The following is a 16713-nucleotide window of genomic DNA, read 5'->3' on the forward strand; positions in this document are numbered from 1 at the left end:
AGGTTCAGAAGTTGAAGCCAACCCCCAGGGTGAGAAATTGCTCCGTGCTGAAGGCGCTGACGCCGTAGTTGGCGGTGATGGCCAGTTGTGGTGTCAGCAGCAGGCTGCTGTTGAGCTCCACCAGGGTGCTGGGTTTGCTCACCTCCAACTGCTTGAGCTGGCTGCCGATGTTCAGCGAGGGGGAGAGCTGGTAGCGCACCCCTGAGCTGATATTGAAGCCGGCCTGATCGCTGCGGGTGCCGACGGCGGGGCCGGCTTCCATGTAGAGGGTGACATCATCCTGCACCGGGTATTGGTAGCCGGTGTTGATGAGCCAGAGGTCGAAATTGTCGCCGTGATGAGTCTGATTGCCGAGCAGCACGCCGGAATAACTCTTCACGTAGAGCTGGCTGTCTGATTCGGTCTGGAGAAAACTCCAGTCGGCCGCCTGGGCCGAAAACGCGAGGCCTGATGCGAGTGCGATGATGAGAGACTTGACCATTCGTTTCCCCTCCCTGGGTCCGGAACAGGACCCTAAGCATGGCACATGCCAGCAGGTAGTAAAGGCAACCCGCATCACAATAAAAGAGTTTTAATCCGCTTCCGACTCATGATACACAGGCCCCCATCACTCTGCGTCTTCACTATTTTCTCCATCAAGAGGTGAACTCATGAACAAGAAACTGACCCTGCTGGCCGCGCTGGCTCTGGGAGGCTGCGCCATGACTGCGAGTTCCAATCTGGCTCAACTGCAAGCATCGACCTGGCAACTGCAGGGGGCGAGCGGTGACACCTTCACCCTGCAGGTCGCGGGTGACAAGGTGGCAGGCAAGGGCGGCTGCAACCGCTACTTTGGCGGCATCACCCAGCAGGGCGACGGCGTCCTGACGCTGGGGGCCATGGGCGCGACCCGCATGATGTGTGCCGGGGATCTGGCGGGCAAGGAGGCGAACTACCTGCAGGCGCTGGAGAAGGTCGCGACCTATCGGATCTCCGGTCAGCAGCTGGTGTTGAGCGATGCCAACAAGACGGCCCTGCTTACCTTCGATGCCCTGCCGGCCACTAAGTAAGAGAGAGTCTCGTCAGAGACTGTCGTAGCCGAGCCGCTGGGCCCGGAGCAAAAAGGGACGCCGCGGCGTCCCTTTTTGCTGGGTATCTGAGCTATGGGGCGTCTCATCCCCCCCGCTGAAACCGGAAGCGTTTCTTGCGTCGGTAGGGATAGACATCCTCGAACACTCCCTCCTTGATGTTGCCTTGCAGCATCTTCCAGTAGCTGGCATCGAACAGCTCCTTGTGCACCTGCATCATGATCGTTCGCACCTGGGGCTTTTGCAGCAGGAAGGTGGCGAACTCCTCGGGGAAGATGTCGTTCGGGGCGACCGAGTACCAGGGCTCGGCGCTCCACTCGTCCTCGGGATAGCGCGGCGGCGGGATCTGGCGGAAGTTGCACTCCGTCATATAGCAGATCTCGTCGTAGTCGTAGAACACCACCCGACCGTGGCGGGTCACGCCGAAGTTCTTGAACAGCATGTCGCCGGGGAAGATGTTGGCCGCCGCCAATTGCTTGATGGCGTTGCCGTACTCCTCCAGCGCGAGCCGGGTCTGCTGCTCGTCCGCCTTATCCAGATAGAGGTTCAGCGGGATCATCTTGCGCTCGGTGTAGAGGTGCTTGATGACCAGCTTGTCGGCGGTGAGGGTGAGCGCAGAGGGGGCTACCGTCTTGAGCTCGACCAGCAGCTCGGGGGAGATCCGCTCGAGGGGAAACTCGAAGTTGGTGAACTCCTGGGTATCGGCCATGCGGCCCACCCGATCGTGCTGTTTCACCAGTCGGTACTTCGCCTTGACCTGCTCGTGGCTCACATCCTTGGGCGGAGTGAACTCGTCCTTGATCACCTTGAACACCACGTCGTAGGAGGGGAGGGTGAACACGCTCATCACCATGCCCTTGATGCCGGGGGCGATGACGAACTGCTCCCGGCTCTGGGCCAGGTGCTGCTGATAGTGGCGATAGAGCTCGGTCTTGCCGTGTTTCTGGCAGCCGATGGCGTTGTAGATCTCGTAATCGGGCTTGCGGGGCATGATCTGGCGCAGGAACAGCACGAACAGCGCCGGCACCGGGGCATAGACCATGAAGTAGGCGCGGGCGAAGCCGAATACGATGGAAGCGAGCTCCGGCTCGAAGATGACGGTATCCACATAGATGCTCTGGCCGGTGCTGAGCAGCGGCAGGATGAAGGGGTGCACCTCGCCCTTTACCCGGATAAGCCCCACCAGATAGGCACCCTTGTTGCGGTAGAACACCTCCTTGAGCAGCTCGATGGCGAACGGCTCATCGTGCAGAATGCCCGGGCCGTTCTCGGCCAGATGACGGTGGATGTCGACGATGTCCCGCTGTTTGTCCTCAAAGGGCAGGGTGAAGCTGTAGTCCCCCAGCAGCTGGCTCAGGGTCTGTGGCAGATGGGCGAGATCGGTGCGATAGACCCGCAGCAGTGCGCTCAGGTCGGGGTGATCCCCCCGGCTGCGGAACGGGTGTATGTAGAGGTTCTCGTCGCGGATGTTGCGATGGCGGAAGATGCGGCGGTAGACGGAGTTGAAGAAGGACTCCGCCACCTCGAAGTTGTCACAGCGGGGCAGCAGATCGCTGAAGGCTCCCTTCACCTGCTTGAGCAGCGCCTGGCTCGGCAACTGCTCCCCCATCATCTGCTTGATCAGGGCCGTGGTGGCGCCGACATGATGATCGTAGAGGCGGATGCGCTCGCGCCCGGCGAGCTGCACCCCCAGCCAGTCGCCGTGCTCGAAGCGGCTCTTGCTGCCCTGGGTGATTTCGAGAAACCGGCTGTAAAACGACTCGAAGCGCTGCAAGATCGTCTCGGCGACGGCCTGTTCCAATGGCTGCTGCATCTCTCTCTTCCTTGTGATGAGCCGGCTCGATAGCACGGCGGTGGTGGCCTGTCTGCCGGCTCGTTCCCGATCCGCACGCCGTCAGTCCATCGCGGTATCTTCGCGGATCATTGACGGCAATTTGGCCACCTATTGGGTCACTATGGCAACATTCAAACGTCTGTTCAAGTGGCAATTTTCGGGGATAAACGGTAGATTGCGCCCCTGTTTTGCCGATGCTTTACCCTTGATGAGAGAGGTCGGCCCTGCCCAAGAGGAAACCCAATGAAACTCTATTTTGTCCTGGTGGCACCAGCCCGGGCGGCCAACGTCGGGGCGGCCGCCCGCGCCATGAAAACCATGGGCTTCGATGCCATGCGCCTGGTGGCCAGCCGGGTACACGAAGAGGAAGAGGCGAGTTGGGTCGCCCACGGGGCGCAGGAGATCCTGGCCGAGGCTGAGGCCTTTGATACCTTGCCTGAAGCCCTTGCCGACATGGATCTGGTGATCGCCACTACGGCCCGCCAGCGCGGTCGCTACCAGCACTACCTGACGCCGGGGGAGATCCGCGACCAGATCCGCGCCAAGCCGTCGGTGAACAAGGTCGCCATCGTGTTTGGCTGCGAGGAGTCCGGCCTCTCCAACGAGCAGCTCGCTCAGGTGGACCTCATCAGCTACCTGCCGCTCAAGGTGAGCTATCCCTCCCTGAATCTGGGCCAGGCGATCATGCTGTATGCCTACGAGATGAGTCCCTTGCTGGACGAACCCCAGGCCGTAGCAGAAAGTTTTGATAGCGTCGGGCAGGTTCGGGTACTCAAATCAAAAACAGCAGAAATTCTCGGTGAACTCGGGGTTTCGCAGGATGAAAAACTGCATCAATGGGTGATGGACCGAGTGCCCATGCTGCCGCAGCGGGATTTGAATATGCTGCATCTGCTCTGCAAAGACCTCGCCCGCCGACTCGGCAAAGAGGATTAAGTTGACAGCCCGGCGCCCGGCGCGGTATTGCTAAAAGCCAGCTTCGTTCAAGAGTGTTCGTCATGCAGTCATTCATCAACGTCATCACCACCACCATTATTACCGGTACCACCACAGGTGGCACTGGGGCCGGTTGATGCGCTGACGAACAAGCACAGAAATCAGAAAAGGCCCGTACCCACCCAGTACGGGCCTTTTTGTTGGACAGTTTTCAGGCCGATTTGCCGGTCACTTTGCAGGGAATACAGGGAGAGAATGCGATGAGAGTATTGAAGTTTGGCGGGTCGTCACTGGCCGACGCAGAGCGTTTCTTACGGGTAGCCGATATCGCGGTCAATACCCATGGTCAGTCCCAGGTTGCCCTGGTGTTGTCGGCACCGGCCAAGGTGACCAATCACCTGGTGGCCCTGGTGGAGCAGACCAGTCGCGGCATGGATGCCAGCAGTACCCTGTTTGAGATCAACGGCATCTTCTCCCGCCTGCTGGCCGGGCTGAAGGCCGCCTACCCGGCGCTGGACGACAAGGCGCTGCAGGCTCGTCTCACCGCCGAGCTGGATCAGGTCGAGCGGCTGATGCAGGGCATCCGCCTGCTGGGGCTCTGCCCGGACAACGTGCAGGCCCGCATCCTGAGCCGGGGCGAGAACCTCTCCATCGCCTTCATGCACGAGCTGCTGCGGGTGCGTGGGGTCGAGCTGGGCTCGATCGTGCCGGAGCAGTTGCTGGTCACCGACGGCGGCTACCTCGAGGCCCACGTGGACATCGAAGCCTCCCGCCTGCGCTTCGCCGCCAAGGGGTTGCGCCCGGTTGTAGAGGGGCAGGGCCCCTCTGGAAAAGAGTCATGTCTCTATCTGATGCCGGGCTTCACCGGCGGCAGCGACAAGGGTGAGACCGTGCTGCTCGGCCGCAACGGCTCCGACTACTCCGCCGCCGTGCTGGCCGCCTGCGTCGATGCGGAATGTTGCGAGATCTGGACCGACGTGGAGGGCTGCTACAACTGCGACCCCCGTCTGGTGCCGGACGCCTATCTGCTGAAGACCCTCTCCTACAAGGAGGCGATGGAGCTCTCCTACTTCGGCGCCAAGGTGCTGCACCCGAAGACCATAGCCCCGGTGGCCCAGTTCCACATTCCCTGCCTCATCAAGAACAGCTTCAACCCCCAGGGGCCGGGCACGCTTATCGGCGTCGAGCAGGGGGATGACGACCTGAAGGTAAAAGCCATCTCGGATCTGTCCGGCATGTGCATGTTCAACGTCTCCGGTCCCGGCATGAAGGGCATGGTGGGCATGGCGGGCCGGATCTTCTCCGCCGTCTCCCGCGCCGGGGTCAGCATCGTATTGATCACCCAGTCCTCCTCCGAGTACAGCGTCAGCTTCTGCATCCACAGCTATGACAGCGACAAGACCCGCAAGGTGCTGGAGCGTGAGTTCGAGCTGGAATTCAAGAACCAGCTGATGGATCCCCTCGAGATCATGAGCGATCTCGCCATCATCTCCCTGATCGGCGACGGCATGCGCACCAGCAAGGGGATGGCGGCGCGCTTCTTCACCTCCCTGGCCCAGGCCTCCATCAACATAGTCGCCATCGCCCAGGGCTCCAGCGAGCGCTCCATCTCGGCGGTGGTGCGGGATCGCAAGGTGGCGGAGGCCATCAAGGCGTGCCACCAGAACTTCTTCGGCAGCCAGCAGTTCATCGACCTGTTCGTGGTCGGCGTCGGCGGTGTCGGCGCGGCTCTGGTGGATCAGATTGCGCGCCAGCAACCGGTGCTGGCAGAGCAGGGCACGGGCCTGCGGGTGGTGGGCATCGCCAACAGCCGCCAGATGGCGGTCAACAAGGATGGGCTGAATCTCGTCAACTGGCGCGATCAGCTGGTGGAGGCCCGCGACAGCTTCAGCCTGGAAGTCGTGAAGAAGCTGGTGGAGGAGAGTCACCTCATCAACCCGGTGATCGTCGATTGCACCTCGAGCGAGGTCATCGCCGTGCAGTATGCGGACTTCCTGGCCGCCGGTTTCCACGTGGTGACCCCGAACAAGAAGGCCAACACCGGCTCCCTGGATTACTACAAGGCGCTGCGTCGCACCGCCCGCCAGACCCGTCGCAAGTTCCTGTACGAGACCAACGTCGGTGCCGGCCTGCCGGTCATCGAGAACCTGCAGAACCTGATCAAGGCCGGTGACAAGCTGCGCGCCTTCGACGGCGTCCTGTCCGGCTCCCTCTCCTTCATCTTCGGCAAGCTCGACGAGGGCATGGCCTTCTCCGAGGCCACCGGCATCGCCCGTGGCAACGGCTTCACCGAGCCGGATCCCCGCGACGATCTGAACGGCATGGACGTGGCGCGCAAGCTGCTGATCCTGGCCCGCGAGTCCGGCATGGCGCTGGAATTGTCTGATGTGGAGGTGGAGCAGGCGCTGCCACCTGGTTTTGATGTGAGCGGTGACGTGGAGGCCTTCATGGCCCGCCTGCCCGAGGCCGACGGTTGGTTCCGCGACCAGTTCGCCCTGGCCCAGAGCGAGGGCAAGGTGCTGCGCTACGTCGGCTCCATCGAGGGGGGCAAGTGCAAGGTCGCCATCAAGGCGGTCGGTGCCGATGAGCCGCTGTTCAAGGTCAAGGACGGGGAGAACGCGCTCGCCTTCTTCTCCACCTATTACCAGCCGATCCCGCTGGTGCTGCGCGGCTATGGCGCGGGCACCGAAGTGACTGCCGCCGGCGTCTTCGCCGACGTGCTGCGCACCCAGAACTGGAAGCAGGAGCTATAAGCATGAGTTCAGACATGAACCCCTATTTGGAAAAGAAAGGCAGTGTGGTTGCCTATGCTCCCGCCTCCAGTGCCAACCTGAGCGTGGGATTCGATGTGTTGGGGGCGGCGCTCGCCCCCGTGGATGGCTCCCTGCTGGGGGATCGGGTGCAGGTCAAGGCGGCGTCAGCAACCGCCGAGCCCTTCGCGCTCTCCTCCGTGGGCCGCTACGCCCACAAGCTGCCGGATGATCCCAAGAAGAACATCCTCTACGATTGCTGGCTCGCCTATGGCGAGGCGCTGGCCAAGATAGGCCGCGAGATGCTGCCGCTGGAGATGGTACTGGAGAAGAACCTGCCGGTGGGCTCGGGCCTCGGCTCCAGCGCCTGCAGCGTGGTGGCGGCGCTGGAGGGGCTCAACGCCTTCCACGGCGATCTGCTGGACGAGCACGCCATGCTGCTGCTGATGGGGGAGATGGAAGGACGCATCTCCGGCTCGGTCCACTACGACAACGTGGCGCCTTGCTATCTCGGTGGCCTGCAGCTGGTGGTGGAGGAGGGGGGTGTCATCAGCCAGGGTATTCCGGTGTTCGAGCAGTGGTACTGGGTGGTCTGCTACCCGGGCACTGTGGTCTCCACCGCCGCCGCCCGCGCCATACTGCCGGCCCAGTATCGCCGCCAGGATTGCCTCACCTATGGCCGCCGGCTGGCCGCCTTCGTGCACGCCAGCTACACCCAGCAGGAGCCGCTGGCGGCGAGCGTGCTCAAAGACGTGATCGCCGAACCCTATCGCGCGGCGCTGATCGAAGGCTTCAACGAGGTGCGGGCCCAGGCCGCCCAGAACGGGGCGCTTGCCACCGGCATCTCGGGCTCGGGTCCCAGCGTCTTCGTGGTGATGAAGGATCTGGCCCAGGCCGAGCGCATGAAGGATTGGATGGACGCACATTTCGTGCAGAACGAAGATGGATTTGCCCGGGTCTGCAAACTGGACATGGCCGGGGCACGGGTAACAGGAAGCGAGCTATGAATCTTTACAATATCAAGGACAAGAGTGAACAGGTCAGCTTTGCCCAGGCGGTGCGCCAGGGGCTGGGCCGCGAGCAGGGGCTCTTCTTCCCGGAAGTGATCACCCCGCTGGCGGACGTGGATGCTCTGTTGGATCTGCCGCTGGCCGAGCGCTCGGCGCGCATCATCAGTCACCTGCTGGGGGATGAGGTGCCCGCCGCCAAGGTCAGCGAGCTGATCGATGCCGCCTTCACCTTCCCGGCGCCGCTGGTGAAGCTGAAAGACGGCACCTACGCTCTCGAGCTGTTCCACGGCCCGACCCTGGCGTTCAAGGATTTCGGTGGCCGCTTTATGGCCCAGTGTCTGGCCAGCTTCAGAACCAACGACAAGATCACCATACTCACCGCTACCTCCGGCGACACCGGTGCCGCCGTGGCTCACGCCTTCTACGGGCTGGAGGGGATCGAGGTGGTGATCCTCTATCCCAAGGGCAAGATCAGCCCCTTGCAGGAGGCACTGTTCTGCACCTTGGGGGGAAATATCCGCACCATCGCCATCGACGGCGACTTCGATGCCTGTCAGGCACTGGTGAAGGATGCCTTCGATGATGCCGAGCTGAAACAGGCCATCGGCCTCAACTCCGCTAACTCCATCAACATCAGCCGCTTGCTGGCGCAAGTTTGCTACTACTTCGAGGCCCTGGCCCAGTTGCCCAAGGCCGATCGCGCCAAGGCAGTTATCAGCGTGCCGTCCGGCAACTTCGGCAACCTCACCGCTGGCCTCATCGCCAAGGCGCTGGGGCTGCCGGTGAAGCGCTTCATCGCCGCCACCAACGCCAACGACACAGTGCCGCGCTACTTGAAAACCGGTCAGTGGGAGCCGCACCAGACTGTGGCCACTCTGTCGAACGCCATGGATGTCAGCCGCCCCAACAACTGGCCTAGGGTAGAGGAGCTGTGCCGCCGCAACGGCTGGGCGCTGGAGACCTTAGGGTCGGGCATGCGTGACGATGCCCAGACTCGTGATGCGTTGCAGCGCCTGCACCAGTTGGATTACCTGTGCGAGCCCCACGGCGCCATCGCCTGGGATCTGCTGAACGAGCAGCTCGCCGAGGACGAGGTGGGCCTGTTCCTCTGCACCGCCCACCCCGCCAAGTTCAAGGAGTCGGTGGACGAGATCCTGGGGCTGGACGTGCCATTGCCAGCCCCGCTTGCCAAGCACGCCGTTCTGCCGCTGCTCTCCCACAACCTGCCGGCGGAGTTCGCCCCGCTGCGGGCCTTCCTGCTCGGTTAAGCGCTAATGAAAAATGAAAATCCCCCGCCTTTTTGCAAAGAATGGGGGATTTTTTATTTCCGGCATAGGGCGGGGAATCCAGCCCTGGATGATCACCCTGAAACAAGGAGCACAGTATGAGCCAGCATCCCCTTCGCGCATTGATCGAGACCTGTGACGCCGCCATCTCGCGCCGTGACTTCGACGCCCTGATGGCCTTCTACGCCGAGGACGCCACCCTGGTGGTCAAGCCCGGCATGGTGGCGCACGGCATTCCCGCCATCCGCCGCGCCTTTAGCGCCATCTCCGACTATTTTCAGGGCCAGCTCAGGGTGGAGCAGGGGGCCATGGAGGTGATCGAGGGGGCCGATAATGCCCTGGTGATCATGGAGACCCGGCTGCGCTATCCCGACGGCGAGGGTGGCTGGATCGACGAGAACCGCCGCGCCACCTATGTGTTTCGCAAGGAGGCGGATGGAGAGTGGCGCTGCACCGTAGACAACTCCTACGGTACAGCGCTGCTGGATGCAGACCTATAAGTTGCAGACCCTGCTGGTCGACTATCCGGGCACTTTGCTGCTGGTTTTTTGTGGCCGGGGTGGGGGTTGAAAGGGAGTATTGGTTGGAAGGATAGGGTAGCTAAGTTCTGAGCCAGCATGGCAATAGCTGGCCCAGAAAGGTGAACACCCCAGGTTTTTCCGGACTTTTAAATAGCAACTCATATACCATCGTAAAAATATGAAAGTATATATTTATCAAAAACATCTAGGTCAGGAACGAGGGTTATCAAGATATCGAGCGGTATAGTTTTGAATATATTCAAAACGATATGCAACTCAATCTCAGGATGTTCGAAATTTATAATTTTAGCTTGATGAATTTTCTTTGTTATCATTCTTGGAAGCCCATACTCTTCCAGTTGATAAACAAGCGGTGGTAAAAATGCGTGCGAAAGTTTTGATATGAAAGGAGATATGTCAGTCGGTTTTTCAAGCATTTTTTTCTGTAGAATATTTATATCATTGAATGTTGCGGAAAGCTTGAAGGTTATATTTCTTTCAAGTTTAAAAAATTCATCTATTCCTATGTCATATTGCTCGAGCTCTTCCAGAAGCTCAGGGATTGATTTATTCCAATTATTTGAAATTACTTTAATAAACTCTACAAATTTCCAGTATTCAATACCCCATCCACCTGGATGAAAGTTTATTGCCTTATATAAAAACCTATCCCAGTCATCAGGAAAAGCCGAATTTAGGAAACCTAGACCATTCCACTCATCTTTATTTGATGATATGTCTCTTGCAATATCTCGGATTAGATAGCCATCACTCGAGTCGAAGATGCTATTTCCTTTCATCATTGTAAATGTTTCATCGCCTAGAAGGTCAGACATCTCATTTTCATACGCAATTATTTTTGATATTTGCTCTGGAGTTAGATCTTGACGAATCTCCTCGCTATCAATACTACTAAGAATGTTGTCTGGCAAATTTAAATTTAGTTCTACTTCCTCTGATACTGGTGGCTCCTCTAATATATATATTTTGCCAATAAAGTGTTTAAACATTCTTCCGCCACGACCTATGATATTTCTATATGTAAAATCATTAAGCCGTGATTGACCATTTTTGTTAGCCCATATTACAACGTTTTCAGCGGAAGTATTTACTCCCTCAATAATTGATGAGGTTGATATAATGTTTTTAAGCCCATCTTCTTCTTCGAATAGCCTTATTTGTATCTGACTTAATGAACGATGCATTTGACCATTATGAATACCACATCCTCTTTTAACAAGACTAGTTAGATTCCAATTTCTTTCATAATTAATAGTAAGCCACTTTTCAAATGACTTAAGCTTTTCTCCAGGAATCGGAAACTTGTTGCCGATTAATAATGTTGCAACCTTATTTATGTTTGGGTAAGTCCCTGCGTATATTAAAGTTTTTCCTTTTGTGGAATTTAGAATATTTAGAAGGGTCTCGCTTTTTAAGTTCTCATCTTTTTTTATTTCTTTATATAACTCGTTCATTTCTAAAAAAACAGTATTAAAGTCAATGGGCAAGAACACCATGTCTTTTGTTAGTATATTGTCATTAAGTGATGAGATGTTTGGGGCTAAGAAATATTTTTGTCTTGCTTTAGTGCTGAGCTTTATTATTGCCTTTGTTAATGATGAGGCTCTCTCTTTATCAAATTTTTGGCTTGCCTTATAAAACTCATCAACAACCAAAATATCTATTTCATCAAGTTTTTCAAGATAGTTAATGGATCTTTCTTGGGGGAATATAAAAATATTTTTTTCGGAAATTTCTACATCTGAAGTGGTGATTATTTTGTATTCATTAGAGAATTTTTTCTGTAGTCTTCTGCGAGTTTCATCAGTTAAGGCTATCGTGGGTACTATTATTACAACATTTTTGGGGCGTTTTATTGATATAAACGCATCTATAATGAAACTTTTTCCAAAGCTAGTTGGGGCACTTACTGCCAAGTTTTGGCCTTCTAATAACCTTTTGAGCACAGATGATTGCTCGCGATGAAGTGTTAGTTTGGTATCGGGTCCTACATTAGTTTTAAATGATTCATATACAAACTGATCTTGCCAACTTGATGTCTCAGTTTGAAGGTAAGGATATAAACCAACTTGGCGAATTAGACTATTTAGTAGGGGGGAGTATGAAATACCTTCCCTCTCATGATAGTCAAGCAGTTTTATTAGCTCTTCTCTAGCATTATTTTCAGAGCCCGAAGTAATAAGATCATTAATTTTGTGGCAACTAGTAAAAATGTCCAAGATTATTGTTCCTTATAGTGCTCAACATTTTGAATGAACTTATCTACAATAAAGCTCTTGTGAGGGACTGGAAATAAAATGACATGAAATTTCACATCTCCATATTTTGATATTTTGCCAATGGCAGATATTTGCTTTTCAAAATATGAGTGTGCTCGTTCGGTATGGTATTTTATAATGGAAGTCTTATATTCATCATCCAGTTGCATGCTTCTACGAGTAATCTCACACTCATGTAATATGAGTATTGGTATGTGGATTTTGTGTTTTAAGTTATCAATGCTGTTTCTGTTTGAGAGTGCAGATTGAATTTCTTTCTTTAGCTCGGGGTCATCAATCAATCCGTGAAGATCAGAAATATTAGTGATAATGGCGTTTTCTTTTTTTAACTTCTCTGTATTTAGTGAGTTACCAACAGAGCTGATTATGCTCGATAGTCTAGAGTCTTCTATGGAGTTATAAAATTTTGCCTCACCAAACCACAGTGCGAAGTCACCATCCTGAATGGTTATATGAACACAGTCAGCACCTTTTGCATTATCCTGACTATTCTGCTTATAAAAGATTTTTGGCACAACCGGTAGCGCATTGTAATGGTGCTTCATAATACCATATAAAACAATTTCAGCTAGCTCGCTACCTTTTCCAATATCCCCTTCTTTATCTGTTAGCCTTAGGTTTTGAGCTGCGGCAGTAAGGATAGAATGAGACTGATTGATGAGACACTGCCTTTCTGAATGGGATAAAGCGGTTTCTGCTATATTGTCCCATATGAAATTTTGAAACTTTTTATATCGCCATTGTTCATCTTCATAATCGTTAATAATGCTCAGAACGTATTTGTTGTCAATAGGGGATAAATCTCCTCTTTGACATAAACCTACAAAATGCTCATCAATTAAAATATCAAAATCCATGTTAACTTGCCCAGTTGTTTTGGTAAGAAATCTTCTTGTGAAAACATATTTAGTAATAATTAAAGAGCGGAAATATATCTAACTTTGACGCTACCGCCCGTGGATTACAGCTTCCAAAATGCTCCATTAACCAGCGAGGGCAGTAACCCATCACCGTTCAATAGGTACCGGATGGCTATGTTAGGCCAATTGAATCTGGTCTCACCAGTCAAAAATTGACGCAACTGTCGACAAGCACTGAATTTTTGCGCCAGCTCACCAATCTTGTCTCTCGTCTCTTGGTCGAGCGGGGGCGGGCAGGGGGAAGGAAGGCTGTGCGAGCACGGCGGCACTTTGGTTGTCATCAAGCAAGGGGACTATAGTGCAGCGTGGCGAGAGTGCCTCGTTTGGCCCGCGTGAGTGGGGGCTAACCACAATGGATAGAACGAAGGGAGTTGGTCATATGAAGCGGATCCTGATGGTGTTGAGTCTGTGTGTGACGGTCATGGGCATGGGAATGGGGGTGGCCCAGGGCGCTACCTCTGGCGCGCAGCAGGAGTGCGAGGCCCAGGCGGCGGTGAAGAAGCTGGCGGGCGCTGCCAAGACCAGCTTCGTCGGCAAGTGCGTCAAGGATGCCTCGGCCAGCACCAAGGCGAGCCAGTGCGAGCAGGCGGCCGCCGACAAGAAGCTGGCGGGGGCGGCCAAGAACAGCTTTATCCAGAAATGCGTGAAGACGGATGCGGCGACCGACAAGGCGAGCCAGTGCGAGAAGGCGGCGGCCGACAAGAAGCTGGCGGGGGCGGCCAAGAACAGCTTCGTCCAGAAGTGCGTCAAGACGGCTTGAGTACCCGCATCTGCCGGTCAGTCATGAGCAGTAAAGGGGGCCCGCTGGCCCTTTTTTTTGGCCTGTGATGCGGGGAGGGCGGCGCGAGATAGCGGGCCTGGGATCAGGGCGCTCTGGCCTCTGCGCGGGCGGCCGCCTTGGCTATGCTCGGCACCCTGCCATCTGATCTGTTTTTAAAACAAAGCGTTAGCGTTATTGCATCTGTTAATAACGCGTTAATGCAATTTGTTGGGAATAATTTCCCCCGTCTGCCGGTTTTATTGCAGGTAGCCGGATGCCACACACCGGAGACACCATTCCCAACGATAAGGATGACTGACATGAACGTGAAAAAGAGCACTGCCATCGCCTCTGCCATGACGGGTCTGCTGGCCCTCGGTGCCCAGTTTATCGCCGCCCCGGCCATGGCGGCCGACGACAAGGAGAAGTGCTACGGCGTGGCCAAGGCGGGGAACAACGACTGCGCCACCAAGAGCAACTCCTGCGCCGGCACCGCCAAGATGGATGCCCAGGGGGATGCGTTTCTGGTGATGCCAAAGGGTCTGTGCGAGAAGCTGACGGGTGGGTCGCTGCAACCCAAATAAGCGCCATGCCATGATGTGGCGCCCCTGCCACATCATGGTTCCCACTATGACAGCGAGCCCCGCCATGAACCCATTGATCGGTATAGGTTTACGCACCCCCCATCAGGACGAGATCCGCCAGACCCTGCCCGGGGTCGGCTGGCTGGAGGTGCACAGCGAGAACTACTTCGAGCGCCACAGCCGGGGTTTCGAGGTGTTGGCCGAGCTGGCCGGGCACTACCCCATCAGCCTGCACGGGGTCGGCATGTCGCTCGGTTCGGCCGACCCGCTCGATCCCCTTCATCTGCGCCAGCTGGCGGCCCTGATCGCGGCCATCAAGCCGGTGCGGGTCTCTGAGCATCTGAGCTGGGGCAGCATAGGCGGGCGTTACTTCAACGATCTGCTGCCGGTGCCCTATACCCGGGCCGCGCTCGGCCATCTGAGCGACAAGATAGAGCGGGTGCAGCAGAGCCTGGGTTGCCAGCTGCTGATCGAGAACCCCTCGTCCTATCTGCAACTGCCCGGCGAGATGAGCGAGTGGGCCTTCCTGGCCGAGCTGCAGCGCCGCAGTGGCTGCGCCATCCTGCTGGATCTCAACAACCTCTATGTCAGCAGCGTCAATCACGGCTTCGATTGCGCCGACTATCTGGCCGCCATCAGCCTGGACACCGTCGGCGAGATCCACCTCGCCGGCTTTACCGATCAGCGCCTGCCCGAGGGCCACCTCTATATCGACACCCACAGCGCCCCGGTGGCGCCGCCGGTGTGGGCGCTCTATCGGCAGGTCTGCCGGCAGCGCGCCATCCCCACCCTGATCGAGTGGGATCTGGATATTCCCCCCTTGCCGGTGCTGCTGGGGGAGGCCGAGCGCGCCCACCAGATCCTGAGCGCGGCGCAAGGGACAGGGCAGGAGGCCGCCCATGTCTGAGCTCGCGCAGTTGCAGCAAGCCTTTGCCCGCGGCCTGCTCGGCGAGGATGACGCCATACTGGCGCAGATCCACTCCAGCTTCCTGCCGGCCGAGTCCGTGCTGCGGGTCTATCGCAACCACTTCATCCTGAGCCTGACCGAGGTGCTGGCCGGCAGCTATCCCGCGGTCAAGGCCATGGTGGGGGAGGCATTCTTCGCCGCCGCGGCGCGCGGCTTCGTGCTGGCCGAGCCGCTGCGGGAGGGGAGCGTCATGCACTATGGTGAGGGCTTCGGTGACTGGCTCGCCCACTTGCCGACCACGGCCACGCTGCCCTGGCTCGGGGAGCTTGCCCGCTTCGAATGGGCGCTGGACAGGGCCGCCCTGCTGGCGCCCGAGCCGAGGCGCTGGCCCGCCGAGCGACTCGCCGCCGTCCCTCCCGAGCGCTGGGAGCAGCTGGTGCTGCTGCCCGCCAGCGACCTCCTGCTGTTCGAGAGTTCCTACCCCGTGCTGGGGCTGTGGCAGATGGCCCTGCATCAGGGGGCCACCGTGACCGAGCTGGATGCGCCTTGCCACTTGGTGCTGAAGAAGCAGCGGGATCACAGGGTGATGCCGCTCCCCCTGGATCTGGCCGCCTGGAGTCTGCTGCTGGGCTGCCGGCAGGGTGAACCCCTGGCCAGGCTGCTGGCGCAGACGCCCTCTGCGGCCGAGCACCTGACCCCACTCATCACCCTCGATCTGCTGGTCGATCTGGAGCTAATGCCATGACGGAACACCAGCTCTCCAAGCCGCTCTGCCTGTGGGCCGGGCGCATCCAACCCTGGCTCAGCGGCGGCGTGCTGCTGCTGGCGAGGCTGTGGGTGGCCTCGGTCTTCCTGCGCTCGGGCTGGCTCAAGCTGAACGCCTGGGACTCCACCCTCTATCTGTTTGAATCCGAATATCGGGTGCCCCTGCTGCCCTGGCAGTGGGCGGCCTATGTGGGGACGGCGACCGAGCTGCTGCTGCCGCTGTTCCTGCTGGCCGGCCTGTTCACCCGCCCCGTCGCCGCCCTGCTGTTCGCGTTCAACATCATGGCGGTCATCTCCTACCCCACCCTGTGGGCGGGGGGCTTCCACGATCACCAGCTGTGGGGCTGGATGTTGCTGACCCTGGCGGTGTGGGGCGCAGGCCCGCTGGCGCTGGATCACTGGCGCCTTGCCAGGGGGGCGGGCGCCCATTAACGTGAGAGTCAAATGAAGGGGCCTGCTGGCCCCTATTGTCATGGTGACAGGGGGCGAGCCGCCCCGGTCGTGCAACCCGAGGAAGAGACATGATAATTCGCGAGGCCAAGGCCGCCGATATCCCCGCCCTGGTGCGGCTGCGCATGGCGCTGTTCTGCGAGCTGGGGGAGCTCGATGATCCGCTGGCGGATGGGGCGCTGTGGCAGGCGACCGAGGCCTATTTCAGCGCGGCAGAGAGGGATGGCTGCGCCCGCTCCTGGCTGGTGGAGGTCGATGGCGAGGCGGTGGCGTGCGGCACCCTGGCACTCTTCGTGCGGCCGCCCTATCCGGGCAACCTGGCGGGGCGCGAGGCCTATCTGCTCAACATGTACACATTGCCGGCCTGGCGCAAGCGGGGCATGGCGAGCGCCCTGCTCGATGTCATGGCGGCCTATGCCCGTGAACAGCGGCTGGGCAAGCTGTGGCTGCACGCCAGCGAGGAGGGGCGCCCACTGTATGAGCGGCTCGGCTTCGTGGCGAACCCGGCCTGCCTGGAGTGGTGCCCGGTCCCCTGATCGATTCCGGTTGATCCGGGAGCGATTCTTCTACGTACTGGCGGTCTTGGCGGCGGCGCCGCTTTTCTCTACACTGCGCGCCCCGCG

Annotated in this window: 16 protein-coding genes; 12 read left to right on the forward strand and 4 right to left on the reverse strand. The window is 57.7% G+C overall.

The features are described from left to right. Positions 1 to 4: 4 nt before the first annotated feature. A complete protein-coding gene (locus AACW18_RS10675) occupies positions 5 to 481 on the reverse strand; it encodes a hypothetical protein (protein WP_218289981.1) in 477 nt (158 codons plus the stop codon). Between the two features lie 169 nt (positions 482 to 650). Between AACW18_RS10675 and AACW18_RS10680 the strand changes: the two genes are divergently transcribed. Next, positions 651 to 1049: an META domain-containing protein gene (locus AACW18_RS10680; RefSeq protein WP_218328855.1), complete on the forward strand. Its 399-nt coding sequence runs from the start codon at positions 651 to 653 to the stop codon at positions 1047 to 1049. Positions 1050 to 1152: 103 nt separating this feature from the next. Here AACW18_RS10680 and aceK read toward each other — a convergent pair whose 3' ends face one another. Beyond that, positions 1153 to 2880: a bifunctional isocitrate dehydrogenase kinase/phosphatase gene (gene aceK, locus AACW18_RS10685; RefSeq protein WP_218388613.1), complete on the reverse strand. Its 1728-nt coding sequence runs from the start codon at positions 2878 to 2880 to the stop codon at positions 1153 to 1155. Positions 2881 to 3144: 264 nt separating this feature from the next. On the opposite strand from aceK, the gene AACW18_RS10690 reads away from it, so the two are divergent. From AACW18_RS10690 to AACW18_RS10710, 5 genes are all read left to right on the forward strand, one after another. Continuing rightward, positions 3145 to 3837: a tRNA/rRNA methyltransferase gene (locus AACW18_RS10690; protein ID WP_218388614.1), complete on the forward strand. Its 693-nt coding sequence runs from the start codon at positions 3145 to 3147 to the stop codon at positions 3835 to 3837. 260 nt (positions 3838 to 4097) lie between these two features. Further along, positions 4098 to 6590, forward strand: a complete 2493-nt coding sequence (thrA, locus tag AACW18_RS10695; protein ID WP_218388615.1) for a bifunctional aspartate kinase/homoserine dehydrogenase I — start codon at positions 4098 to 4100, stop codon at positions 6588 to 6590. Between the two features lie 2 nt (positions 6591 to 6592). Next, positions 6593 to 7594 (forward strand): homoserine kinase, encoded by a 1002-nt coding sequence (gene thrB, locus AACW18_RS10700; RefSeq protein ID WP_042653905.1) that lies wholly within the window; start codon positions 6593 to 6595, stop codon positions 7592 to 7594. Beyond that, entirely contained in the window at positions 7591 to 8865 is a 1275-nt protein-coding gene (thrC, locus tag AACW18_RS10705) for a threonine synthase (protein WP_218388616.1), read from the forward strand. Before thrB ends, thrC begins: the two co-directional genes overlap by 4 nt. Positions 8866 to 8981: 116 nt before the next feature. Next, complete coding sequence (locus tag AACW18_RS10710; protein ID WP_218388617.1) at positions 8982 to 9383, forward strand: YybH family protein; 402 nt, start codon at positions 8982 to 8984, stop codon at positions 9381 to 9383. A gap of 179 nt (positions 9384 to 9562) precedes the next feature. Here AACW18_RS10710 and AACW18_RS10715 read toward each other — a convergent pair whose 3' ends face one another. Continuing rightward, positions 9563 to 11644: a DEAD/DEAH box helicase gene (locus AACW18_RS10715; RefSeq protein ID WP_218388618.1), complete on the reverse strand. Its 2082-nt coding sequence runs from the start codon at positions 11642 to 11644 to the stop codon at positions 9563 to 9565. A 2-nt stretch (positions 11645 to 11646) separates the two neighbouring features. Next, positions 11647 to 12561 (reverse strand): HamA C-terminal domain-containing protein, encoded by a 915-nt coding sequence (locus tag AACW18_RS10720; protein WP_218388619.1) that lies wholly within the window; start codon positions 12559 to 12561, stop codon positions 11647 to 11649. A 442-nt stretch (positions 12562 to 13003) separates the two neighbouring features. Between AACW18_RS10720 and AACW18_RS10725 the strand changes: the two genes are divergently transcribed. The 6 genes from AACW18_RS10725 to AACW18_RS10750 all read left to right on the forward strand — a co-directional run bounded on the left by AACW18_RS10725 (position 13004) and on the right by AACW18_RS10750 (position 16626). After that, positions 13004 to 13384, forward strand: a complete 381-nt coding sequence (locus AACW18_RS10725) for a hypothetical protein (protein WP_218388620.1) — start codon at positions 13004 to 13006, stop codon at positions 13382 to 13384. 320 nt (positions 13385 to 13704) lie between these two features. Beyond that, complete coding sequence (locus AACW18_RS10730; RefSeq protein ID WP_084228363.1) at positions 13705 to 13968, forward strand: BufA1 family periplasmic bufferin-type metallophore; 264 nt, start codon at positions 13705 to 13707, stop codon at positions 13966 to 13968. A 64-nt stretch (positions 13969 to 14032) separates the two neighbouring features. Further along, positions 14033 to 14875 carry an MNIO family bufferin maturase gene (gene bufB, locus AACW18_RS10735; protein ID WP_218388621.1) on the forward strand — a complete coding sequence of 281 codons (843 nt, stop codon included), beginning with the start codon at positions 14033 to 14035 and terminating at the stop codon, positions 14873 to 14875. After that, positions 14868 to 15620 (forward strand): HvfC/BufC family peptide modification chaperone, encoded by a 753-nt coding sequence (locus AACW18_RS10740; protein WP_218388622.1) that lies wholly within the window; start codon positions 14868 to 14870, stop codon positions 15618 to 15620. Before bufB ends, AACW18_RS10740 begins: the two co-directional genes overlap by 8 nt. Further along, positions 15617 to 16072: a DoxX family protein gene (locus AACW18_RS10745; RefSeq protein WP_218328844.1), complete on the forward strand. Its 456-nt coding sequence runs from the start codon at positions 15617 to 15619 to the stop codon at positions 16070 to 16072. Before AACW18_RS10740 ends, AACW18_RS10745 begins: the two co-directional genes overlap by 4 nt. Positions 16073 to 16161: 89 nt before the next feature. Continuing rightward, positions 16162 to 16626: a GNAT family N-acetyltransferase gene (locus tag AACW18_RS10750; RefSeq protein WP_218388623.1), complete on the forward strand. Its 465-nt coding sequence runs from the start codon at positions 16162 to 16164 to the stop codon at positions 16624 to 16626. Positions 16627 to 16713: the final 87 nt, after the last annotated feature.

Source organism: Aeromonas sp. sia0103, assembly GCF_963895295.1.
GTDB lineage: Bacteria > Pseudomonadota > Gammaproteobacteria > Enterobacterales > Aeromonadaceae > Aeromonas > Aeromonas encheleia.